At 33.7% G+C, this 23,926-nt stretch carries 25 protein-coding genes, 2 tRNA genes and 1 other annotated feature; of the genes, 9 read left to right on the top strand and 18 right to left on the bottom strand.

The features are described from left to right. Window positions 1-12: 12 nt before the first annotated feature. The 6 genes from ACS3UD_RS14355 to ACS3UD_RS14330 all read right to left on the bottom strand — a co-directional run bounded on the left by ACS3UD_RS14355 (window position 13) and on the right by ACS3UD_RS14330 (window position 6,792). The gene (locus ACS3UD_RS14355; RefSeq protein WP_308138958.1) at window positions 13-1,725 is read right to left on the bottom strand and encodes a phospho-sugar mutase; all 1,713 of its coding nucleotides are present in this window, start codon (window positions 1,723-1,725) and stop codon (window positions 13-15) included. Between the two features lie 2 nt (window positions 1,726-1,727). Then, the gene (gene galU / locus ACS3UD_RS14350; RefSeq protein WP_308138959.1) at window positions 1,728-2,597 is read right to left on the bottom strand and encodes a UTP--glucose-1-phosphate uridylyltransferase GalU; all 870 of its coding nucleotides are present in this window, start codon (window positions 2,595-2,597) and stop codon (window positions 1,728-1,730) included. 97 nt (window positions 2,598-2,694) lie between these two features. Beyond that, window positions 2,695-3,726, bottom strand: coding sequence for a rod shape-determining protein (locus tag ACS3UD_RS14345; protein ID WP_213925943.1), 1,032 nt, complete (start codon window positions 3,724-3,726; stop codon window positions 2,695-2,697). Window positions 3,727-3,959: 233 nt separating this feature from the next. Next, a complete protein-coding gene (locus ACS3UD_RS14340) occupies window positions 3,960-5,114 on the bottom strand; it encodes a ribose-phosphate pyrophosphokinase (protein ID WP_308138960.1) in 1,155 nt (384 codons plus the stop codon). Between the two features lie 163 nt (window positions 5,115-5,277). Beyond that, window positions 5,278-6,501 carry a hybrid sensor histidine kinase/response regulator gene (locus tag ACS3UD_RS14335; protein ID WP_308138961.1) on the bottom strand — a complete coding sequence of 408 codons (1,224 nt, stop codon included), beginning with the start codon at window positions 6,499-6,501 and terminating at the stop codon, window positions 5,278-5,280. A 215-nt stretch (window positions 6,502-6,716) separates the two neighbouring features. Continuing rightward, window positions 6,717-6,792 (bottom strand) — tRNA-Lys (locus ACS3UD_RS14330). Window positions 6,793-6,971: 179 nt separating this feature from the next. Between ACS3UD_RS14330 and ACS3UD_RS14325 the strand changes: the two genes are divergently transcribed. Further along, window positions 6,972-8,210, top strand: a complete 1,239-nt coding sequence (locus ACS3UD_RS14325) for a pyridoxal phosphate-dependent aminotransferase (protein ID WP_308138962.1) — start codon at window positions 6,972-6,974, stop codon at window positions 8,208-8,210. Between the two features lie 107 nt (window positions 8,211-8,317). On the opposite strand, the gene ACS3UD_RS14320 is transcribed toward ACS3UD_RS14325, so the two are convergent. The 8 genes from ACS3UD_RS14320 to ACS3UD_RS14285 all read right to left on the bottom strand — a co-directional run bounded on the left by ACS3UD_RS14320 (window position 8,318) and on the right by ACS3UD_RS14285 (window position 16,108). After that, window positions 8,318-9,706 (bottom strand): MATE family efflux transporter, encoded by a 1,389-nt coding sequence (locus tag ACS3UD_RS14320; RefSeq protein WP_308138963.1) that lies wholly within the window; start codon window positions 9,704-9,706, stop codon window positions 8,318-8,320. Window positions 9,707-9,850: 144 nt separating this feature from the next. After that, on the bottom strand, window positions 9,851-10,486 hold the full coding sequence (locus tag ACS3UD_RS14315; protein WP_308140086.1) for a TrkA C-terminal domain-containing protein: 636 nt from the start codon (window positions 10,484-10,486) through the stop codon (window positions 9,851-9,853). 142 nt (window positions 10,487-10,628) lie between these two features. Then, the gene (locus tag ACS3UD_RS14310; protein ID WP_308138964.1) at window positions 10,629-11,552 is read right to left on the bottom strand and encodes a glycine betaine ABC transporter substrate-binding protein; all 924 of its coding nucleotides are present in this window, start codon (window positions 11,550-11,552) and stop codon (window positions 10,629-10,631) included. A 19-nt stretch (window positions 11,553-11,571) separates the two neighbouring features. After that, the gene (locus ACS3UD_RS14305) at window positions 11,572-12,306 is read right to left on the bottom strand and encodes an ABC transporter permease (protein WP_308138965.1); all 735 of its coding nucleotides are present in this window, start codon (window positions 12,304-12,306) and stop codon (window positions 11,572-11,574) included. Next, window positions 12,299-13,399 carry an ABC transporter ATP-binding protein gene (locus tag ACS3UD_RS14300; RefSeq protein WP_308138966.1) on the bottom strand — a complete coding sequence of 367 codons (1,101 nt, stop codon included), beginning with the start codon at window positions 13,397-13,399 and terminating at the stop codon, window positions 12,299-12,301. The genes ACS3UD_RS14305 and ACS3UD_RS14300 overlap by 8 nt, the downstream gene beginning before the upstream one ends. 22 nt (window positions 13,400-13,421) lie before the next feature. After that, the gene (locus ACS3UD_RS14295) at window positions 13,422-14,045 is read right to left on the bottom strand and encodes an ABC transporter permease (RefSeq protein WP_308138967.1); all 624 of its coding nucleotides are present in this window, start codon (window positions 14,043-14,045) and stop codon (window positions 13,422-13,424) included. 231 nt (window positions 14,046-14,276) lie between these two features. Then, on the bottom strand, window positions 14,277-15,527 hold the full coding sequence (locus ACS3UD_RS14290; protein WP_308138968.1) for an argininosuccinate synthase: 1,251 nt from the start codon (window positions 15,525-15,527) through the stop codon (window positions 14,277-14,279). Between the two features lie 118 nt (window positions 15,528-15,645). Next, window positions 15,646-15,855, bottom strand: a binding site (T-box leader). Window positions 15,856-16,032: 177 nt separating this feature from the next. Next, window positions 16,033-16,108, bottom strand: a tRNA-Val gene (locus tag ACS3UD_RS14285). Window positions 16,109-16,435: 327 nt separating this feature from the next. Here ACS3UD_RS14285 and ACS3UD_RS14280 point away from each other — a divergent pair. The 3 genes from ACS3UD_RS14280 to ACS3UD_RS14270 are packed head-to-tail and all read left to right on the top strand — an operon-like array spanning window position 16,436 to window position 17,371. Continuing rightward, window positions 16,436-16,645 (top strand): spore coat associated protein CotJA, encoded by a 210-nt coding sequence (locus tag ACS3UD_RS14280; RefSeq protein WP_308138969.1) that lies wholly within the window; start codon window positions 16,436-16,438, stop codon window positions 16,643-16,645. Further along, window positions 16,642-16,917 (top strand): spore coat protein CotJB, encoded by a 276-nt coding sequence (locus tag ACS3UD_RS14275; protein WP_308138970.1) that lies wholly within the window; start codon window positions 16,642-16,644, stop codon window positions 16,915-16,917. Before ACS3UD_RS14280 ends, ACS3UD_RS14275 begins: the two co-directional genes overlap by 4 nt. Window positions 16,918-16,948: 31 nt before the next feature. After that, window positions 16,949-17,371 (top strand): manganese catalase family protein, encoded by a 423-nt coding sequence (locus ACS3UD_RS14270; RefSeq protein ID WP_308138971.1) that lies wholly within the window; start codon window positions 16,949-16,951, stop codon window positions 17,369-17,371. 59 nt (window positions 17,372-17,430) lie between these two features. Here ACS3UD_RS14270 and ACS3UD_RS14265 read toward each other — a convergent pair whose 3' ends face one another. From ACS3UD_RS14265 to ACS3UD_RS14250, 4 genes are all read right to left on the bottom strand, one after another. Continuing rightward, the gene (locus ACS3UD_RS14265) at window positions 17,431-18,996 is read right to left on the bottom strand and encodes a recombinase family protein (protein WP_440977770.1); all 1,566 of its coding nucleotides are present in this window, start codon (window positions 18,994-18,996) and stop codon (window positions 17,431-17,433) included. Between the two features lie 73 nt (window positions 18,997-19,069). After that, the gene (locus ACS3UD_RS14260) at window positions 19,070-19,237 is read right to left on the bottom strand and encodes a hypothetical protein (protein WP_440977684.1); all 168 of its coding nucleotides are present in this window, start codon (window positions 19,235-19,237) and stop codon (window positions 19,070-19,072) included. A gap of 153 nt (window positions 19,238-19,390) precedes the next feature. Next, complete coding sequence (locus ACS3UD_RS14255) at window positions 19,391-19,867, bottom strand: hypothetical protein (protein ID WP_440977683.1); 477 nt, start codon at window positions 19,865-19,867, stop codon at window positions 19,391-19,393. A gap of 740 nt (window positions 19,868-20,607) precedes the next feature. After that, the gene (locus tag ACS3UD_RS14250; RefSeq protein ID WP_440977682.1) at window positions 20,608-20,820 is read right to left on the bottom strand and encodes a helix-turn-helix domain-containing protein; all 213 of its coding nucleotides are present in this window, start codon (window positions 20,818-20,820) and stop codon (window positions 20,608-20,610) included. Between the two features lie 89 nt (window positions 20,821-20,909). Here ACS3UD_RS14250 and ACS3UD_RS14245 point away from each other — a divergent pair, with 89 nt between their 5' ends. From ACS3UD_RS14245 to ACS3UD_RS14225, 5 genes are all read left to right on the top strand, one after another. Continuing rightward, on the top strand, window positions 20,910-21,332 hold the full coding sequence (locus tag ACS3UD_RS14245; RefSeq protein WP_440977681.1) for a helix-turn-helix domain-containing protein: 423 nt from the start codon (window positions 20,910-20,912) through the stop codon (window positions 21,330-21,332). Window positions 21,333-21,420: 88 nt separating this feature from the next. Next, complete coding sequence (locus ACS3UD_RS14240) at window positions 21,421-21,597, top strand: hypothetical protein (RefSeq protein WP_440977680.1); 177 nt, start codon at window positions 21,421-21,423, stop codon at window positions 21,595-21,597. A 116-nt stretch (window positions 21,598-21,713) separates the two neighbouring features. After that, on the top strand, window positions 21,714-22,280 hold the full coding sequence (locus ACS3UD_RS14235; protein ID WP_440977679.1) for a phosphoribosyltransferase: 567 nt from the start codon (window positions 21,714-21,716) through the stop codon (window positions 22,278-22,280). Window positions 22,281-22,371: 91 nt separating this feature from the next. Then, window positions 22,372-23,373 (top strand): DNA-processing protein DprA, encoded by a 1,002-nt coding sequence (gene dprA, locus ACS3UD_RS14230; protein WP_440977678.1) that lies wholly within the window; start codon window positions 22,372-22,374, stop codon window positions 23,371-23,373. Beyond that, a complete protein-coding gene (locus tag ACS3UD_RS14225; RefSeq protein ID WP_440977677.1) occupies window positions 23,357-23,881 on the top strand; it encodes an HAD family hydrolase in 525 nt (174 codons plus the stop codon). The genes dprA and ACS3UD_RS14225 overlap by 17 nt, the downstream gene beginning before the upstream one ends. Window positions 23,882-23,926: the final 45 nt, after the last annotated feature.

The raw sequence follows: 23,926 nt of genomic DNA, 5'->3' as shown, positions 1-23,926 counted from the left end.
AGATTTCAACCGTTAACTGTTGACTTGTATACGGTCAATTAAGTTTAACACTTCATTTTTTACCTTATCCAATGTTTCTGCAGATTGTTTTCTGCTTTCCCCCTTAACTGAAAAATATGCTTTTAGTTTAGGCTCTGTTCCAGATGGTCTCAGAACTAACCATGAGCCATCTTCAAATGAAAATTTCAACACATCAGATTTTGGATAATTTAATTTTTCTGTCTTTCCGTCCAAAAAATTTAAGACTGTTCCCAATTTGTAATCATACACATACGGTATATTTTTACCTGCCAGAGAACTAAGTTTATTTTCTCTAAAATTATCCATTATTGATTTCATTTTGGAAAGTCCGGAAGCTCCTGTAAAACTCAATGAAACAGTTTCTTCCATATAAAATCCGTGTTCATTGTATATGTCATTAAGAATATTTACTAGTGTTTTCCCTTTTTTCTTATAATATGCAGCCATTTCACAAATGAGCATAGATGCTATTACCGCATCTTTATCTCTTACAAAGGTTCCCGCCAAATATCCATAGCTTTCTTCATAGCCAAATAAAAATCTGTATTTCTCAGAGTCCTGAAAATCCTGCATTAATTCTGCTATATATTTAAATCCTGTCAATGTGTCAAATGTAACAGCATTATACTTGGATGCAATGTCTCTTCCTATCTCGCTTGTAACAATTGTTTTAACGACCGCCGCATTTTCAGGAATGCGTCTCTGCTCGCTCAATGACGAAAGTAAATAATTCAAAAGCAGCACCCCGGTCTGATTACCGTTCAACGCTGTCATTTTGCCTTCATCATCTTTTACAACAAGGCCCACCCTGTCACAGTCGGGATCAGTTCCTATTATAATGTCCGCTCCTGTTTCCTCTGCTTTTTTTATTGCCAATTCAAATGACTTTATATCTTCCGGATTTGGAGACTTAACTGTAGAAAACTGAGGATCCGGCAGCTCCTGTTCTTTTACAATAGCGACATTATTATATCCAAGCTCACTAAGTGTTCTCCTGACAAGTTTATTGCCTGTTCCGTGAAGAGGTGTATAGACAATTTTTATATCCTTGTCAACATCATTGTTGAGACTTAGACTTTTCACTTTATTTATATATATTGTATCAATATCTTCACCGATAATATGAATTTTCTCATTTCCTTCAGGTTCGATATATTTTATATCTTTAAGCATTACCTTGTTAATTCTTTCAATTATTGCATCTGCGTCCTCAACGACCTGCCCTCCAAATCGGTCGTAAAGCTTGTATCCGTTGTATTCGGGAGGATTATGGCTGGCAGTAATTACAACTCCACCTTTACATTTAAAGTGTCTTACTGCAAAAGAAAGCTCCGGTGTCGGTCGCAGACTTTCAAATAAAAATACGTCTATATCATTTGCTGCAAAAACACTTGCTGTTTTCTCGGCAAACTCCTTTGACATATTTCTGGAGTCATATGCTATGGCAACGCTTATTGTATCATCACCATATTTCTCTTTCATGTAATTCGATATGCCCTGAGTTGCTCTTGCAACTGTAACGATATTTATACGATTTGAACCGGCACCTATTTTCCCCCTCATGCCTCCGGTACCGAATTCCAGTTCCTTAAAAAACCTATCCATTATTTCAGAATCATCTTTTTCAATGTTTATAAGCTCTTTTTTCAAGGAATCATCAATATATGGGCTTTCAAGCCACATATCATATTTTTCTCTGAACATAGTTACCCCCTTATATTCAGCTTATTTAAATAAGCCTTAAATTCTTTTCCCAAATCCTCTCTTTTAAGTGCAAAATCTACTGTGGCTTCAAGAAATCCAATCTTGCTTCCAACATCATAGCGCCTGCCTTCAAACATATATGCATAAACGTCTTCTATGTTGCACAATGTCTTTAATCCATCCGTAAGCTGTATTTCGCCGCCTACTCCCTTTTTAGTATTCTCCAGAATATCAAATATTTTAGGAGTAATAATATATCTCCCTAATATAGCAATATTTGTTGGAGCATTATCGCGATTCGGTTTTTCCACTAAATCCTTAACCGAATATACTCTTTCATTCACCTTGTTCCCTGAAACTATTCCATACTTGCTAACATTTTCCCACTCTACCGGCTGTACGCCTAAAATTGTAGAATTATATTGTTCAAATGCTTCCATCATTTGCTTTAAACACGGTTTTTGCGCATCCACAACATCATCGCCGAGCAATACGGCAAACGGCTCATCCCCCACAAAAGACTTTGCACAATAAATAGCATGGCCTAATCCAAGAGGATTTTTTTGTCTGACCGTGTGTATGTTTATCATTTTTGAAATGCTGCGGACCTGCTCCAGAAGTTCTTCTTTATTTGTTTTTTCCAAATTGGATTCAAGCTCTACAGCTCTATCGAAGTGTTCTTCTATAGATCCCTTATTTCTTCCGGTGATTATTAACAAATCCTCTATTCCGGAAGCAATTACTTCTTCAACTATGTACTGAATTGTAGGTTTATCTACTATAGGCAGCATTTCCTTCGGTATTGCTTTAGTTGCAGGCAGAAATCTTGTTCCAAGCCCTGCTGCCGGTATAACTGCTTTTTTTATTTTCATATTTAACCTCTATAACATTAACTATTCAAACTCATCGTTTAAAGATAATAAGACTCTGACAACTGAAAATTGCCAGAATCTTAATATTAATTTGCGCTTATGATGCCCCGTAATTGGTTTTTATATTGTCTGTTATTAATGAATCCTTCAATGCGTCCATATGTTCAAGGGACTGTCCCGTGCCTTTTGCGACACATGAAACTGCATCTTCGGCAATTGCTACATCCAAGCCCGTTCTTTTGGCAATCAGTTTATCCAAGCCGTGTATAAGACATCCGCCACCGGTCATAACTATTCCTTTCTCACTTATATCTGCCGCCAGTTCAGGAGGAGTCTTTTCAAGAACTGAATGTACGGCATCAGCAATAGATGTTATAGTTTCTTCCAATGCTTCTAGCATATCAGCCGAAGAAATTGTCAGATTAACAGGAAGTCCTGTGACAAGATTCCTTCCTCTTACCTCCATGAACTTCTCTTCTTCTTCCGGAAAAGCAGTCCCTATATTTATTTTAATATCCTCAGCGCTTCTCAATCCAATCATTACATTGTATTTTTTTCTCACATATCTTACAATAGCATCATCACACTTGTCGCCAGCAATTTTTATCGATCTGCTTACGACAATTCCTCCTAGCGATATAACAGCTATATCTGTTGTACCGCCTCCCATATCTATAATCATGTGTCCTGACGGCTTTGTTATATCAAGACCTGCTCCTATTGCTGCTGCTACAGGTTCTTCTATAAGATATGTCTTTTTAGAGCCTGCATTCATGCTTGCATCAAGCACCGCTCTTTTTTCGACTTCAGTCACTCCGCTGGGAACGCATATTATAACTCTCGGTTTTATAATTGAGCTTCCAACCGCCTTTTTTATAAAGTATTTCAGCATTTTTTCTGTTATGTCAAAATCTGATATAACACCGTCCCTTAGCGGTCTTATGGCAACAATATTGCCCGGAGTACGTCCGAGCATTTTTCTGGCTTCCTCTCCAACCTCAAGTATTTTATTGGTATTTATATCAATTGCAACAACAGAAGGCTCATTTATTACTATTCCTTTGCCCTTAATATACACTAATACACTGGCAGTTCCAAGGTCGATTCCAATATCCATTCTGAAACCCATTTTTATCCTCCTGAAATTTTCTTCTTTAGCTATATTTTGCAAAACAATTTAAAAAATTATGCAAAATATCTCAATAAGTTATAATGATAAAGATTATACCATATAACCACATTAATTTCAATTTATTTTGCTTAAAAGCGGTAATTTTAAGAGAAAATTAAAAAATCATTCAGCCGTGCAGGATAATTCTCAGAATTCCTCTAAATTTCATATCCTGCACGTGAATGACTAATTTATTTTTTAAGCAGTTTTTTAATTTTCTGAACAGGATCCAATAATTCGCTTAATGACCCGTCATAGTTTAGGGTATCAATAATATTGGCTATATATTTTGACATGTCAACTTCCGTATACCATGGTTTATCCAAAAGTTCAGGCTTTCTGTAAATCATGTTTGTAGTAAATATTTTCGTTATTGTTCCATCATTGTATGCCTTGTCAAATTTGGCTAAACCTTCTGTAAATAATCCGAATGAAGCAAACACGTATACATTTTTTGCTTTTCTTTCTTTCAGCTTCTTGGCAACATCAATCATTGAATCTCCAGATGCAATCATATCGTCAACAACAATAACATCCTTGCCTTCTACATTATCCCCTAAGAATTCATGGCTTACGACAGGGTTCTTTCCATTTACTATAACAGAATAATCTCTTCTCTTGTAAAACATTCCCAGATCAAGTTCCATAACGGAAGAATAGTATATGCACCTTGCCATTCCTCCCTCATCAGGTGAAATAATCATCATGTGATTTCTGTCTATTGCCACGTCTGGAACAGATCTTACAAATGCTTTTATCATCTGATAATGAGGATGAAAGTCCTCAAATCCATGCAGAGGAATAGCATTTTGCACTCTCGGATCATGAATATCGAAAGAAATGATATTTTCAACGCCCATGGATGTGAGTTCCTGCAATGCCAACGCACAGTCCAGTGATTCTCTCGTGGCTCTCTTATGCTGTCTTCCCTCATAAAGCATCGGCATTATAACAGTTATTCTTTTTTCTTTACCATTCATGGCTGCTATAATTCTTTTTAAGTCCTGATAGTGATCATCCGGGCTCATTGGAACATCCATACCGTACATTTTGAATGTTGTTCCATAATTAAATACATCAGATATTATAAATACATCATGTCCTCTTACAGTTTCATTAAGAACACCCTTCGCCTCACCTGATCCAAATCTTGGGCACACAGCATCTAACAGGTATGTTCTTACGGGAACAGAGTCCTCTGAATATATAACACCATTTTTATCCTGTCTCCATTCCTTTAGGTAATAGTCTATTTTAGCTGCAATTTCTTCGCAGCCCTTCATAGCTATTATTGACAATTCACCAAACGGCTGAGGTTCATTGTAAGTATAATCATTTATATTCATTTCTTCCTCCTGTTCAAATTAAACGACTTTCTTATTTTCTTTTACATTCTATCAAATATTTTATAATTGTCAAAACAAAGTATAATAAATATTGTTAAGATATTTTAATAAAAATAAAAATCTATAGAAATATACTTACGTATCTCTATAGATTTAATTAATCTCACTTGTAAATTTTAGCTATATTTGCCGACAAGTCTTCGTATGTAAACGGCTTATGTATAATAACTTCGCCTTTACTTATCAATTCCTCATAATCTGATTGCTGCGCGAAACCGGTAATAAAAAAAGCCTTTGTTTTATTTTTAGTTTTTTTCATTTCCTCATACAGCTGTTTTCCCGACATTATAGGCATTGATAAATCTATTACTGAAAAAGCAATTTTGCAGCTGTGTCTTTTGTAATACTCCAATGCTTCCAACGGTTTGCTAAACTTAATAACGTCATATCCCAAATCTTCAAGCAACTCTGTTTCAACATCGAGTACATTTTCATCATCATCAACCAGCATAATCAAATTGCTATCAACGTCAATTTTAGTGGTTTTATTAACTGAATATTTTTTGTTATACACCGGCAGGAAAATTTCAAATCTTGTTCCCCACCCTACTTTGCTTCTTACGTTAATAAAACCAGAATGGGATTTTACAGTCCCAAAAACCACGGATAGTCCCAAACCTGTTCCCTTTGTTTTAGCTTTTGTTGTATAATACGGCTCAAATATTTTCATGAAAACATCCTCGCCTATTCCCGAACCATTGTCTTCAACATAAATTGTTATGTATTGCCCAGGCTTTAAGGTTTCACCATGACTTAGAACCATTTCTGAAAATACAACTGTGTCTAAAGTTCCTACTTCAATTTTGCCAACTGAATCATTCATGGCGTCCCTTGAATTTAATATAAGATTTACAATTAAATTCTCGATTTGAGCTTCATCACCCAACACTGACTTGTTTGCGGCTCCATACTTATAACTAAGTTCTATTTTTTTGTTTAATATGGATTCTACCATCATGTATGTGTTGTCCAATACATTTTTCAAATTAACCGGTTTGTTTGTGCTGCTTTCCTTTTTCGAAAACATAAGAATTTTTTTAGTCAAATTTGCCGTACTTTGTGAAATGTGAATTATTCTTTCTGCATATTCTTTAACTTTTTTTAAGTCATCAGTTCGCTGTATCATAGTCGCATTCCCGATTATGCTCATTAACTGATTATTAAAGTCATGAGCAATTCCACCAGCTAGCTGACCCAATGCTGCCATCTTTTCGCTCTGCCTTCTTGCTATATCATCTATCTCCTGCATATCCTGAAGGCCTTCTACATTCATTTTTTTTGCTAGATCTCCTTGTACAATTAACCTCATCTCTTCGCTACTAATCATTTGTTCCCCTTTACCTTCACTAATTATTTTTAATCAATAAGGTAAATATACAATGTAATTTTGCAAAACTTTGTAGAAAAATGTAAGAAATAAAAAATAATTTTTATTTTTTTGTAGTTTCTCCGAATACAATTTTACAATTATAGTATTTATAAATAAAACTTACAAAAAAAGCAACATTCAACGTCGCGAAGAGCGTCAAATGTTGTTTGTAATGGTGATCCATCGGCGATTCGAACGCCGGACACCTTGATTAAAAGTCAAGTGCTCTGCCTGCTGAGCTAATGGATCATTTTTTTTATGAACTTGTATATAATAACCTCTGTGTCTAAATTTGTCAATGTTTTTTTAGAAAAATCGATAAATTAATAAGTTATTTTATATATTTCATATTATACAACTATGTATTTTATTGATATTGACTTATTTTTTTTAATTTGTTAAAATTAAAGAAAAAACGAGGTGTTATTATGGCATTTAATATGGTTGCTTCCCATGCAGTGTGGCCTATGGAAAATGATGCAATATTCGGGCTTGCTGCAAAGGCAAAGGAAGCTATTGATAAGTACGGCAAAGAAAACGTTATTGATTCTACTCTTGGAGCGCTTGTTGACGATGATGGAAATCTTATTTGTCTTGATACAGTATACAGTGAATTAAAATCACTTCCAAATGCTGCAATAGCAGCATATGCTCAGGTAGCGGGGCAAGCAGACTTTCTGGAAGCTGTTCAAGATGCATGCTTTAAAGAATATCGACCAAAAGCTTATATAAAAGCCGTCGCAACCCCTGGAGGAACAGGAGCAGTAAGGCATTCAATTTGGAATTATACTGAACCGGGAGATTCTATACTTGTTTGCGACTGGTTCTGGTCACCATACGTGACAATTTCGGAAGAATTTGGCAGAACAGTTACAAATTATGAATTCTTTAATGATAAGGGCGTATTTAATATTACTTCATTCAAAGAAAAATTTGAAAACTTAATTGATAAGCAAAAAAGACTTGTCACTGTATTAAATACTCCTGCTAACAATCCTACAGGATACAGTCTGTCTGATGAAGAATGGGATGAAGTTTTAGACATCGCAAAGGAAAAAGCTAAAGACCCGGAAAATAAAATAATATTTATGGTCGATGTTGCTTATATTGACTATGCCGACAAAGATAGAAGAAAGTTTTTTGCCAAATTTTCTAATCTTCCTGAAAATATACTTATACTGATAGCATACAGCATGTCAAAAGGATATACAATGTATGGCATGAGATCTGGGGCAATTATCGGTGTTTCTTCAAATGAAGAAATAGCTAAAGAATTCTATTACACATGCATGCACGCAAACAGAGCGAACTGGTCAAACGGAACAAGGGGCGCAATGTCTGTTATGACTAGTATAGCCAAAGACCCTGCTAAAAGAAAAGCTTATGAAGAAGAAGTAGCTAAATACAGAGCGATGTTAAAAAAACGTGCAAATGCCTTTGTAAAAAGCGCAGAAGAATGCGGCTTAAAAATTTTACCTTACCGAGATGGATTCTTTGTCAGCATACCTTGCAGCAATGCAAAACAGTTGTCTGATGAATTAATAAAAGAGAACTTGTTCGTTGTTGCATTAAAGAAAGGACTAAGATTTGCAGTTTGTGCGGTTTCTGAAGATAAATGCAAAATAGCACCCGCAAAAATAAAGGAAGTAATGGACAGATACAAATAATCAGATCTAATTTAAGCACCGACGGAATGCGCCGGTGCTTTGTTATATATTTTTTTCTTTAATATAAGGTATAAATTAAATTATATCTTCCTGCCGTTTTATTCAAATTAACTACTATAATTTTGCTTACCCAGCAATTCTTCCGACTTTGTTTTCCATTTACCTGACAAATAATATGGCCCTGAAATTAGAAGCCAAAACGCCCATCCAACCGCGTAGCTCAAAAACATGTATTCTTTTCCATATTTATCTGCTATATAGTACGCTGCCGGAATTCTTCCAAGCCAAAGAGATATTATAGCACCCATCATCGGAACAATAGATTCCCCTGCGCCTCTTATTACAGCATTAATTGTAAATACAATTGCCAACAGTGAAATTGCCGGCATAACATTTTTCAAATATATCATCCCAGACTCAATTACCGCAGGATCTGAGTTAAACATTCCCAGCAATGAAGGCCCCAATGGAATAATAACCAGACATGCCAAACAAACCATGACAGACAATCCTACTGCCGTAACAGTACCCTTATGAACTCTGTCCATTCGTCCGGCGCCAATGTTTTGCCCCGTAAATGTTGTAACTGCATTACTAAAGCTCTGAATAGGCATAAATGCAAAGGTATCAATTTTATTAGCAGCATTAAATCCGGCAATAAAGTCAGAACCATATCCGTTTACGAGAGATTGCAGACTCATAATTCCTATTGAAAAAAGTGTCTGTTGTATTCCTGCCGGAAGACCCAGCTTTACTATTTTACCAAATATAGCTTTATCAAATTTAAACTTAAAAACCGGGAAATCTAAAACCGCATATTTTCTTTTCATATATATAATTCCAAAAATCCAAGAAGCCATTTGCGCTGTGATCGTTGCTACTGCAACACCAGCAACTCCCATACCAAATACAATTACAAGAATCAAATCGAGGATAATGTTCATTACGGTTGCTATGGAAAGAAACAAAAGTGACGATTTACTGTCGCCAAATCCCTGCAGTATTCCGGCATTAACATTAAATCCAAACCCTCCTATCATACCGCTGAATATAATCATCATATATGTTTTAGCCATAGGCAGAGCATCGATTGGGGTTTTAATGAGTACTAAAATAGGCTCAGACAAAAAAATCCCTATTATAGAAATAGGTATAGATCCTAAAATCATTGCTGTATAAATAGTCTGGGCAGTTCTCTGAACGTTATCCATATCACCGGCTCCGACATATTGAGAAATAAGAATTGTAGCCCCCAGCCCAAGGCCAATAAACATTGCAGCCATCATAAATATAATCGGAAATCCTGTCCCTACTGCCGCTAATGCCAACTTCCCAACATAATTGCCAACAACAATACTGTCTACCATGTTGTATAATTGTTGAAATATATTTCCTATAAGCATTGGAAATGCAAAAGTAAGTATTATTTTTAGCGGACTGCCGCAGGTCATTGTATTCATAGATGAATTTTTAACTTCTATTTGGTCTTTGTTCAATTAACCACCTCCTTAATGTGTACTGTATATTATAGCATTATTTTATACAAATACAATACTGATTTTTTATAACAAAAAAAGAGAGTTTTTCTCTCTCTAATTGGACATATATTTATCAAGAAAGCAACTAATTTACCCTCTTTGTTATTCGCTTTTTATATTACCATATATAAAGTCCTTTACGCGGTTATAGCTATTTTCATCACCAACAAAATAAAATATATCATTTTCTTTAAATACAGCATACGGACCTGGAGACAAAATAATAACACCATCTCGCTTTATAGCAATAATAGTTGCGTTTGTATTTTGCCAAAAGTTGCTTTCTGATACAGTTTTTCCTAAACGGCTTGAATCCTCAGTGATTCTTATCTCAAAAGGCACAAATGGGTTAATTGATTGAAATCGCTGTGTATTTTCTAATAACAAATCAAATTTGGACTTAATATAATTTATTTCTTTTTTTTGATTGTCTAGACTGCTGTACAATTCAGATATTATAGAATTAACTGTTTGTTTATCACTAAAATGTCTTATAAATTTAGCTGCATTCTCATAGGATTTAATAATAACGCCGCTACCCTTCACTGTATCTACAATTTCTAAATCAGCAAGAACATTTATTGCCCTTCTTGCTGTTTCCGGCGAAACATTGTATCGGTTTGCTATAGAAGACCTTGCATACACTTTTTCGCCTATTTCAAAATTATGTTCAACAATTCTGGAAGCTATATCCAGGGCTATTTTCTGATATACAGAACTCTTAACTTTATTGTCCATATATTTGTCCTTTCTTCGTACCATAGTAATTATTTAATGAATTTTTCTTTAAATATAATATATATGAATTTAGAGAGATTCGCAATAAGATTTAAACCTAAATAAAAAGGCACCCTTATTAGGATGCCCCTTCTCCAAAATATTAATCTATAAGCTCTTCTGATTGAAGCCACTCTCTTGCAACCTCTTCAGGCTCTCTCTCATTTATATCTACTTCATAATTTAGTTTCATCATTGCCTCAGTATCCAATAATACAGCAATCTTTTGAAGAATGTCCTCTATTTCAGGGTTGTTTTCCAGTACTTCACTTCTAACAACAGGCGCCGCATTATAAACAGGGAAAAATGCCTTGTCATCTTCCAAATTAACCAAGTCATATGCAGGTATACGCCCATCCGTCGCAAATCCCATTGCAACATCTACCTGCTCTTCTTTTAAGGTTTTATACATAATTCCAAGATCCATTATTTTTATCTCATCTTCGCCTTGTGAGAATCCATAGTGTTCTTGTACCCCAGGATAACCGTCGGGTCTTATTGAAAATTCATGGTCTATTGCCACCCTTAATTCACCGGGATTTGAGTTGATATATTCAGCTAAATCACTAATAGTTTTTATACCAAGCTCTTCAGAGTCTGCACGTCTCATCATCAAAGTATACGTATTATTTAACGGCGCATACTGAAGCCATATTAATCCATTATTTGCATCTTCATCTCTTACCTTCTCATAAGCTTCTTGAGGATCCGTTATTGGATCATCATGCTGCAGCTGAGACAGCCATGCTGTACCGGTATACTCCCAATACATGCTAAAGTCTCCGTTTTCAAGTGCTAAACGCACCTTATCTGATCCTGCAACACCTGTCTTGTCTTCTACTTGAAAACCTGCATCTTCCAAAGCAATTACAGTTATTTTTCCTAAAAGTAATTGCTCCGTAAATTCTTTTGAGCCTATTTTAATGGTATTATCGTCTTTACCGCCACATGCACTCAGCGACACTGCTATAAGTAATAATACTAATGTCAAAACTAAACTTCTTACACGTTTTGATTTTTTAATCATCAAATCCCTCCTATTTAATTTATATATTTTTTAAATGATCTTCAAATAAACTCATTAAATAATCTGTCAATAATGCAAGCAATGCTGAAAGTACAGCTCCCAATATTACAATTTGCCATCTATTTATGTTATTGCCTGCGATAATTAAGTCTCCCAGTCCTCCGGCTCCAATAAAAGCAGCTAGAGTGGCAGTACCTATATTTATTGTAACAGCAGTACGTATTCCAGCCATAATTACAGGATATGCTATGGGAAGTTCTATTTTTGTTAAAATTTTCGTTGCTGTCATACCCATACCTTTCGCAGCTTCAAGTATAGATTTGTCAACACCTAGTATTCCTGCTAATGTATTGTTCAATATAGGCAGCAATGAGTAAACCCAAAGAGCAAACACTCCTGATTTAAACCCTACGCCTAAAAAACTAACAAACAACGCTAATATTGCCAAACTTGGAACAGTCTGCCCAACATTAACAATGCCTACAACTACATTTGTAAATCGCTTAAATTTAGGTCTCGTAAGAAAAATACCCAACGGTACCGAAGCCACTATTGCAGCACCTGCAGAAGCCATTACCAATCCTATGTGCTGGCTTAATAGTTTAAAAATTTTACTATACGTAACATAATTCGATACAATTTTATCTTGAGGATAATTAACAACATAAAAACTGTACCCTATACCCAAAGCTAATAGTATTAGAGGAAATAAAAATGCTCCTATTTTTATTTTTTTATTATCCGTTCTAGTCATTGTAGCTCACCGCATTCAATATATCATTAATTCCGATCCACCCTTTTAGATGGTCCTTCTCGTCTGTGACATATATATATCTTTGCCCTATGCGAAGCATTTCAGACAGCGCATCATTAAGAGGCATTCTTTCCTCCACTATAACTTCCAGCTCTTTCTTAAAATCACTTACCAAACCGTCTTTTCCTTCAATATCTTTTAATTGTATAAACCCATTCAACTTATCATCTTGTTCAGTTATAGCAATTGTTTTTAAATCTTTTTGTTTCATAGTAGCAATTGCTTCTGCCACAGGAGTATTCATATTAACACTTAAGGTGTTATGCATTACTTCTTCACACCTTATAAGATTTAACCTCTTAATAGATCGGTTTCCTCCTACAAGATTCTCTACAAATTCATCTGCAGGTGAACTCAATATATCATTTGGAGTTCCCTGCTGCACTATTTTCCCCTGTCTAATTACAACAATCTTATCCCCCATTTTTATTGCTTCATCAATATCGTGCGTTACAAATATAATAGTCTTTTTTATTTTATCTTGGACGTGTAAAAATTCATTTTGAAGCTTGCTCCTTGTTATAGGGTCAAGTGCTCCAAATGGCTCGTCCATCAACATTACGGGTGGATCCGCAGCAAGCGCTCTGGCAACTCCTACCCTTTGCCTCTGACCTCCGCTTAAATCGGAAGGCTTTCTGTTTTTATAAATTGCCGGATTTAACTCCATAAGTTCAAGCAATTCATCAACTCGTTTATTAATCCTTTCCTTGTCCCACTTTTTCTCTTTAGGAACAGTTGCTATGTTTTCTGCAATAGTCATATGCGGAAACAATCCTATATTCTGTATTACATATCCTATATTTCTTCTTAATTCAACAGGATTTTGGTTTTTAATATTTTCACCGTTAATATAAATGTTTCCTGTTGTTGGTTCTATTAATCGGTTAATCATTTTCATAGTAGTTGTCTTTCCGCACCCTGAAGGACCTACAAGTATACATATTTCTCCTTTTTTAATATGAAGATTTAAGTTATCAACTGCCGGATATTTTGAATTTGAGTATTTCTTAGTGATATTTTCAAATTTTATCAAATAGCATTACCTCCTATTTCGTCTACTTTACTTCTACTTTCTTTTGTACAATATATAGTACTCTGTCCATTATAATCGCCATTAATGAAATCATTATTGCTCCTATTATAACCATTTTATCATTTGTCCTCTGAATACCTTGGAAGATATAATCGCCAAGTCCTCCTGCACCAACATAAGACGCTATTGCACCCATACCTACTCCCATAACAACCGCTGTCCTTACTCCTGCAATGAGTACCGAAAAAGCTAACGGAAGTTTGATTTTATACATAATTTTAAAATCAGACATTCCCATGCCTTTAGCAGATTCTATTATTGATGGATTGATGCTTTTAATTCCTGTATACACATTCCTTATTATCGGAAGCTGAGTGTACAAAACTAGTCCTATAATAGCAGGGGTTGCTCCAATATGAAAAATCGGTATTAATACAGCAAATAACGCCAGACTTGGAATTGTCATAAGTATTTCAGCAACATTTAAAACAAGCCTAGAAGCTTTTTCGTTATATGTTATTAAAACACCTAATAAAACACCCAAGATAATTGAAATCGCCATAGCGATTAGAACCATCAGCAAGTGCTCCCATGTTAAATCCAGTATAGTATTTAGGCGACTGATAAAAAAATCAATCAAGTTCATAATATAACCCCCTTCTTGTTAATAATAAACATAACCAACTACTTAATTGTATCATACAGGTTGTTGGTTTGGCTAGGGTTTTTTTAAAATCATTACGTATATAAAGTTTATTTCATTGCTATTTTAAAAATAAATATACAAAAAGCATCAATCATTTTAATTGATTGACGCTTTCTCAAAGTGTTTACATTCTACTTAAACATGGTTGTTCTAACACGTTATTAAAGCAGCTTATTCCTTAAAACTATAAGTTACTTCAGTAATATTTTTTTTGCTGTTCATTTCATTTAAAGCCTGAATTTTATATGGCAGACTGTACAAGTGAATAAATCCGGAAGCATCTTTCTGATCAAACAAGTCCCCAGTAGAGAATGACGAAATTGATTCATTATATAAAGCATAGTCAGATTCCATTCCCGCAAACTTAATTGTTCCTTTGTATAATTTTAACTTAACTGTTCCTGTTACTTTTTTCTGAGTAGAATCTATAAATGCATCAAAGGCATCTTTTAATCCTGAAAACCACATAGCATTATATACAAGCTCGGCATATTTTTGACCTATTATTTCTTTAAAGTGCGTAGCTTCCTTCTCCAAAACAAAGCTTTCCAAATATTTATGAGCTTCCAGCAACAAAGTTCCTCCCGGTGTTTCATAAACTCCTCTTGACTTCATTCCAACAAGACGATTTTCAAGCAAATCTATTACTCCTATTCCATTAGTTCCTCCTGCCTTATTCAATGCAGTGAGCATCTCTTCACCGTTTAATTTTTTACCATTTAATTTAACAGGTATACCTTCATTAAATTCTATTTCAACATACTCAGGTGCGTCCGGTGCTTTTTCAACAGTATTAGTCATAACAAGGATTTCATTGAAGTCAGGTTCAACTGCAGGATTTTCAAGCATTCCACCTTCATGGCTGATGTGTAGAATATTCTGATCCCTTGAATATATTTTCTCTTTAGTAATACCATTTAGGTCAATATTCTTAGCTTCTGCATAATCTATAGCTTCTTCCCTTGAAGTTATATCCCATATACGCCAAGGTGCTATAATTTGAATCGACGGGTCTAATGCAGCTATTGCTGTTTCAAGGCGGACCTGATCATTGCCTTTACCTGTACATCCATGCGCTATATATTTAGCTCCTTCCCTATGAGCTGTTTCCACAAGCTTCTTAGCAATCAAAGGTCGTGCATAGGCAGTTCCTAAAAGATATTTACCTTCATATGCAGCATTTGCCTTGATTCCTTTATACACATACTCTTCAACAAATTCATTAACTACATTTTCAATATAGACTTTACTAGCTCCCGAATCAATCGCCTTGCTTTTTACAAGATCCATATCATCTTCCTGTCCTACATTAACACAACAAGCAATGATATCTAAGTCATTGTAATTTTCCTTTAACCAAGGAATAATAATCGATGTATCCAATCCTCCAGAATATGCTAATACTACTTTTTCCTTTTCCATTTTTCTATCCTCCGATTTTATTTATTAGTAATCAATAATTGTTCAATGTATATTTATGCTTTCAGACACTTTATTCAAAATCCATCAGCCCTATTTTGAACATACAAAAAACTGCTTATAAAGAGGCAGTTTTTTAAACCGCGGTACCACTCTTCTTTAAGCAGCTTGCTCGCTCTTTCATAGTAACGGTATTTAACCGTATTCTCATACTGCTACTTCTGAGAATCTTTTCATGGATTCTTTTCCATTAAATATCACTGCCGACCTCACACTCTGCGCCAGCTCGCTGAAGCTAAATTTAATTTACTCTTCCAATCATTAAATTTACATAATAAATTATTTTTATACAATTATAAATTAAGTTTTTATATTTGTCAATATGTTTTTTAAAATTTTTCAGAAATTATTATATTTATACCATTGCCGTTAATTCTAACTAAATTACGAGGATTATTACATGCTCAAAAAATATTAAAAGAGGATGCTTAACAACATCCTCTTATTATGGTGGAAACTATAGGGCTCGAACCTATGACCCCCTGCTTGTAAGGCAGATGCTCTCCCAACTGAGCTAAGCTTCCATATATATTTATTACCTGTGAAAAAGATGTTACCATAACACAAATCATTTGTCAATATGTTTTCTTATCAATTTATGATATTCCTAAACATATAAAAGTTAAGCCAAGTCCATTTAAACATATCAATACTTTTCACCGACTTATTATAATCGGTTATAATTTTATCAACTAAATTAAAAAACATTTCAATAACACATATTCGTAGAATTTCTTATTTTAAATTTTTAATTAAAGTTCTTTGATGAAGAGTCACTATTTGTCAATATATGAATACTATAATTGTATCTATTGCTGAAAATCTAAATAGCAAAATCATTAAGGAAAGGAATGAAAACTTTGCATATAAATTATAATGATAATTTCGTACCAATGGTTCCATATATGCCTGAAAATCCTATGCCAGGTTATGGATACGTACCATATCAAATAGACCCCTTATATTTTAACAATATAAATGAAGCATTCATCCATGGTACATTGTTTCCCGAATTGGTTACTCCTTATATGGAATTCTTTCAAAGAGAGGTGCAATCATGATTAACAACGGTCGTAATATTAATATGTCAAACGAACAGCGTCTTATGCTTTTAGACATTCAAAAACTGGAGTTCGCTATATATGATTTGTCTCTTTATTTAGACACCCATCCAAATGATCCTGTTGCCCTGCATAGACATAAAGCAGTAACCGAGCAGCTTATGCAGATTCTGCCTGTGTATGAATCGAAATTTGGAATCATGTCGATAATGAGCCAGGAAACTGGCAACACATGGAGCTATATGAACAGTCCATGGCCATGGGAAATGTAATTTAAACAATATCGCAGAAAGGAATGATTAAATGTTTATATATGAAAAAAAGTTACAGTACCCTGTAAGAGTTTCAAATAAAGACTTAAAGATGGCACAGGCTGTCCTTAACCAATACGGTGGTCCTGACGGCGAAGCAAGTGCAAGTATGAATTATCTTACTCAACGATTTAATATGCCTCTAAACGAAACTAAAGCATTACTTACTGATATAGGCACGGAAGAGCTGGGGCATATGGAAATGGTTGCAACTTTATTTAAAAAGTTAATAAAAGGTGCCACCAGAGATGAATTAATAGCAGCAGGACTGGGAGGATACTACGCTAATCATGAAACCTGCCCGTTTTTACTTGATTCATCCGGTGTGCCATGGGATGCAAAATATACACAAGCGAAAGGAGAGCCTGTAGCAGATTTATACAATGATATGGCCGCAGATGGTGCTACTTTGTAAAGATAACTTTAATGATTTTAAATAAAGGCTCTTCACCAGAAAAGACACAGTGAAGAACCTTAAAAATTCCAATGTATTTCAATCGGTACTTCTTTTGTTTGTTCATCTCGTTTACCGATTAAAATATAATCTATTAGTTTTTCAACTGTTTCTCTATCTAACTTTTCTATATTCATGTATTGTTCTACAATCTGGAGTCGATTATCTCCAGTATGCATTTTTTCATTGATATCTGATATCTGTTTTATATGTTCAGTTACAAATCCTTCATACTTTTCTTTTTCATCTGTAAAATTTCTTGAAAACTCTACAAACTGCTTTTCTGTTATTATACCTTTTACCTTATCCAAATATAGATTCTGTATACCAGAAGAATACTCTTCTATCTTTTTCTCAAATAACGTAATACTTTTTTCAAGCTTTACTTTTTGATTATTGAAGTTATTATTTAACTCTATTTTCCTTTCAACTTCATCTTTATCAAGATATTCATTTATTAGTTTATGAAGTTCGTCTAAAACAAGCTTCTCAAGCTTTTTAACAGGTATAAAAGAACCTATGCATGAATCCTCTGAAACGTACTTATTTTGGCACTGAAGATAGTAATAACCATGATTCTTGACAGAGCGCAATGTATAACCACAATGCATACATTTTGCTTTTTTTGCAAATATACCAATTTTGCCGATTTTAAAGGGCTTAGTTTTTTGCTTTATTAATTCTTGCACTCTATCCCAAAGATCACTATCTATAATAGCTTCATGTGTTCCTTCTACCCTATACCACAGTTCTTTTGGTCTAGGCTTATTCTTTTTGGTTTTATACGAGACACTTCCATACTTACCCTGTACCATATTCCCTATGTACATTTCATTAACTAGCATATCTGAAATAGAATAATATTTCCATAAGGTACTGTTTCTTGATATCGCTTGTTTGTATCTTAATCCTTTTTGCCTTTTATATTCTGTCGGATTAGGTATTCCTCTTTCGTTTAACATTCGTGCAATTTTTGTTTTACCATATCCTTGAGAAAATAAAGCGAAAACTTCTCTTACCACTTCTGCAGCTTCCTCGTCAATAATTAGATGTCCCTCCTGATCAGGATCTTTTTTGTACCCGTATAAAGCAAATGAGCCTATATGATATCCTTCTTTTCGTCGATCTTCTAATACACTTTTAATATTTTCGGAAAGGTCTTCCAAATACCATTCGTTTACAAGGCCATTAATCTGTCTGGACTTTTTATTTCCTTTATTAGCAGTGTCAGCGTTGTCAACAACACTTACGAACCGAATGCCCCATATTGGGAAAAGACCATGTATGTATTTTTCAACAAGCTCTAATTCTCTTGTAAACCTTGCTTGTGTCTTACATAATACTATATCAAATTTACGGCTTTCTGCATCCTTAAGAAGTTCGTTCCAATCCGGTCGGTTTCTATCTGCGCCGGTATAATCATCATCACTATATATCTTATAAACTTCCCACCCTTGATCAAGAGCATATTTAATAAGTATTGACTTTTGGTTCTGTATGCTATCGCTATCATCCGTGTCCTTTTTTTTATCTCTATCCTCTTCAGATAAGCGACAGTAGATTGCAACCCTTAAAACTCTTTCAATAACAGTCACGTATTATATCCCCTTTGTTATTCAAAAGAGATAAAACAAATCTAACTACATAGATATATTATATCTAATGCGAAATAATCTGTAAATCCCTTTTATAAATAACGTTTGTTTTATTCTTTTCAACCTGATTTATAAGCTCTATAACCTTTTGATTAAATTCTTGTTTTATCTGATGTTCGCTTGAATTCTTGAATACATTCTTGCAAGAAAAATCTTGCTTACTTAAAGACATGAAATCACCCCTTCTTTATCATTTTATTCTAACGAAAATCCAATTATAACTTAAAATTTCAACAAAAAGCACACATAGCTTGTACCGTGTGCGTTAGATAAAAATTGTTAGTTTTTTAAACCTTATTGTTTTTTATATCGTTCATATCCATAATCAATACCATTCTGTAGGTGATATTACATGCAACCAAACCTTCTTTTTATTTTCCAGGAAATCAAATCTTAAAAAGTGCTTTTTATTTTCCTTAGTAAAGGGATAAATAACATCTTTATCACGATATCCCTTGCGTTTCATTTTTTCTTTTTTCCCGTCCGAATGCAAAATATAAAACTGTCTAGAATACTCGGTGTAGTATTCATCATTTTCTTGTACTTTACCGCCAAGAGTGATTTCTTCCACATAATATATACTTACCGGAACAAAATTTGCTTTAGTGTTAAGCCCTATACGATTTAAATAGCTTACAAGGAACTCTCCAAACAACTGCTTTTTATCTTCATGTAGACCATTATAGCCTGCAATATATTCAGGTGGTATATTAAAAACATTTTTAAAATCTTCCATAGACTTTAAATTAAAGTCCTCTAGCCCATTCTTTAAATAGCTATACTGAAGCTGTAAATATTCCATTCCGCACCTCCTTTTTTATATATTTTACTTTTATTTTGCAAATAGAAACGGAATGCTCAGTTAGTAAAACATTCCGTTAATTATTTTGTCTATTTATTTTTATCTTGCCGTAATTTCATTGTATGCCACAAATTGCAGTAATTAATAATACTTTAACCACACAGCTAATTAATAAATTAAATTTATTTGTTAGCTCTACAGTTAAAATTACAGTATTTCCGACGGTCTTGCCAACTCCATGACCTTTCGTTATTCAATATATAACGCTTTAGTCCTCCCCATGCTTATGGCGAGCCGTCCCCATTGCTACCAGCTGTGGCTGAACGGAAGTATCATTATTCCCTTATGCGAATCATGGCGAGTTAACACCGCCGTGTTAACCTTGCAGGTACTCTAAAAATTATGACCGCTCAGATATTATCTCATAAACAATATCTTTCATGGCGCAGTCCTGTAGTCGCTTTCCTTTTCAGGCCGCATAAGGAATGTATCAGAAACACTTATTCAGATTTCAAGCTGCATAAGCCAACCTTTTTTAATACTCTATGTACTTTTCATGCTTACTGAAAAGAAAAAAGGTTTAACTTAGCTGCAATAACCCATGTACAAAACAATGGGGGAATTATTCTATACGTCATTACAGCTAAATTAACTAGGCTTGTACTTCTGTTCCAGTGGAACACCTAATAAAAATTTGTCTTTTCTTCAATAATGTGGCAATAAATGTTGAAAAAAAATGATTATTCTGTTAAAATGTTTTCATCAGGGACCTGTTGCAGCAGATCCCTGTGAGAAAGGTTATATAGGTTTTCGAGTTTGACAAGAACTTCATAGGATGGCTTTCTTTTTTGTGTTTCTATATTGGAATATGCTGATTTTGTTATGTCTATCTTTTTAGCGACATAGCTTTGTGACCACCTATTTTTGATGCGTTCTTGTCTCATCTTTATCATACTTAACCCTTCCTCAATTAAAATAACCAGACTTTTAGTCTTTGTATTCTTATTGTATACGACTTTAAGTCTCATGTCAAGAGGTTTTTATGTTTGATTCTAATATCTTTGCCGAAAGATTACAATTACTAAGGAAAAAAGCTAATGTAAGCCAAAAAATTTTATCCGATCACATCGGGGTTTCTTATCACACAATAAGCAAAATTGAAAATAAGCAACGTGCTGCTTCAATAGAAGTAATTACTGCCATTGCTGAATATTTTGATGTCTCTCTTGACTATTTAACAGGTCGAACAGATCTTCCTGATATTACACATAAAAATAAAGAACTTGATATTACTCCGGAAGAATCCGAATTGCTTGAAGAATTTAGGCTTTTAAATAAATATGAACAAAACATCATAATAGGGAAAATTTCCGAGATGCTTTACAATAAAAACATTGAAAATAGCAACATGGAAATGTCTGACGAAATTGCGGAAGTAGATTTTAAAGATAGGGTTAACAAATAGCAATAACAATACTATCCATTAATTTAACCATCCATTTTTTAAACCGATACTTATATTGTGTTTATAAATAGGCGGGGGCGTATTGGGTATGACAGAAAAAGAAGCACTTTTACTGGACATGTTTAGGCGTTTGAATAGATACGAACAAAATATTATTATTGGTAAAATAAGTGAACTTATATTAAATGGAAGAAGGAAGAAGATTAATTTTTTTGAAGGCGAACAAGTTAAGTATATTCCGGTGGTTTTTGTGTTTGTTTTGTGAGTTTTGTTCCAGTGGAACAGAAATAAATTATAAAAATAGCTATATTAATTTTTTATTAGGCACAAAACAAACGTTTGCATATTTCTTATTTAAAAACTTCTAATGGAGGAAAGAAAATGATTTACTATGATATGGTAACTTGGTTAACAGATAATGTAGGGTATATTCGTGAATACCATCCATATTGGTCAAACATCGGTTATCAAGATGATTTTGACAAAAAAATAATGGATTTAAAAGGCTACGAGATTGAGGACTGGAAAGTAAAAAAACAAAAGCAAGCGGAAAAGTATTTTTATAATGAATTACAATCAATCATAAATTTTGATTACAATCGAGATATTTTATTATGTTATATACCTCGAAGCAAGTCAAATGCTACAAGCCATATAGGAAATATAGCAAAAAAATTATGCGAGAACCATAATCACAAATTGATTGATGGCACTGAATGCTTTTATAGAAAACATGATTTACCAGAAGCTCATATTCATGGTGAACGTACACCCGGAAGGCATAAAAAAAGTATTGAGATAATAAATGAAAATTTGATTAACAACGCACATGTACTGTTATTAGATGATGTAATTACATCTGGTGACACAATGGGAGAATTTATTGATATGCTAATAAGAGCAGGTGCTAAAAAAATAGTAGGACTAGGAATGGGATTAAGCTGTTAGAAGGCTCTAGTAAAGGGATTGAATTTAATATATTTATAGATAAAAAGAAAGTTGTGTGGTATAATGCATAAAAAACAAAGCAGGCGGTTTTATGAATAAATCATTTATACTAGCTTTATTGCAAATGCCTAAAGTCGGCAGAAAAACAGTACAAAAAATATATCATAAATACAAAAATGTTAGTATTGATGAAAATATTTATAAAGAAATTTTGGAGTTTATAGTTAAGAATAATAAAGCTCAAACAAACTTGAATGATAATGCAATTCATAATTATATTGAGAACGCTGAAAATATAATTAAAGAAAGTAAGTCACAAAATATTCAAACAATAAGTATTTTTGATAAAGATTATCCTTCAAAATTAAGAGATATAAGTGACCCTCCGGTAGTAATTTTTGTGAAAGGAAATAAAGATTGCTTATATATGAATGATTCTGTTGCTATAATTGGTACTCGCAAACCCACTATACAAGGAGAAAAAGTTGCAATAAAACTAGGAGAAATTGCTGCAAATAGAGGAAATGTAGTTATAAGTGGTTTGGCTTTAGGTTGCGACAGTTTTGCTCATTTTGGTTGTGTGAAAAATAATGGAAAATCTATTGCAGTCCTACCAGCTGGTCTTGACAAAATATATCCTTCTTCTAATAAAGCGCTCGCACAAAATATTTTAGATAATAATGGGTGTCTAGTGAGCGAATATCCAATTAGAACAGTACCCTTTGCTAATAATTACGTTGAAAGAGATAGAATACAAAGCGGTTTAAGTTCATCTGTTATAGTAGTAGAAACAGACATTAAAGGTGGAACCATGCATACAGTAAATTTTGCCTTATCTCAAAAAAAAATATTAGCTTGTTATGCTCATGATTCTGAATATCATGGATATAGCCAAAGTCAAGGAAACCTTAAATTAATTAATAGCAATCTAGCATTACCCCTTAAGAATGAAGATGATATTAATAGTTTATTTAAACTTATTCAAAGTCAAACAATAGCTACACATAAAAGTGTAGAAAAATCTACTAAGTATCAAAAAAGCATACAGGTAACACTGTCTGATATAGGAGTATTTGATGGGAATAATATTTGATTTAGATCAAACGTTAATTGATACAGATTTGGCTCTTGAATTAAGGAGAAACAGAGATTGGCAAAATGTTTATAAATTAATACCAAGATTTACTCCCTACGAGGGAATTAATGAATTAATTGAATATATATATGTTAATAACATACCACTGTGTATAGTAACAAATAGCCCTATTTTTTATTGTAAGCAGATAATATCTTACTGGAATTGGAATATCTCTAATTTAGTTTGCTATCATGATACTACCCTACATAAGCCCCATCCAGCTCCTATATTAAAAGCACTAGATAAAATGAACACACAAGCAGAAAATACAATTTCAATCGGTGATGATCCAAAAGATATTATTGCCTCTAATAAAGCAGGTGTTATATCTGTTGCTGCCATTTGGGGAACACATGATGAAGCTGCACTGATTAATAGTAATCCTGATTATACCTGTCAAAATGTGGATGATTTAAAAGAAATAGTAATGGATAATTTCTTAAACATACAAAATAACTATTAACCATCTAAAATGCTATACATTTATATCAAGCTAACATTGTGCAAT

It is taken from the genome of Sedimentibacter sp. LTW-03, assembly GCF_052059825.1.
In the GTDB taxonomy this organism is placed as follows: domain Bacteria; phylum Bacillota; class Clostridia; order Tissierellales; family Sedimentibacteraceae; genus Sedimentibacter.
This window is presented reverse-complemented; position numbering and strand designations above follow the sequence as displayed.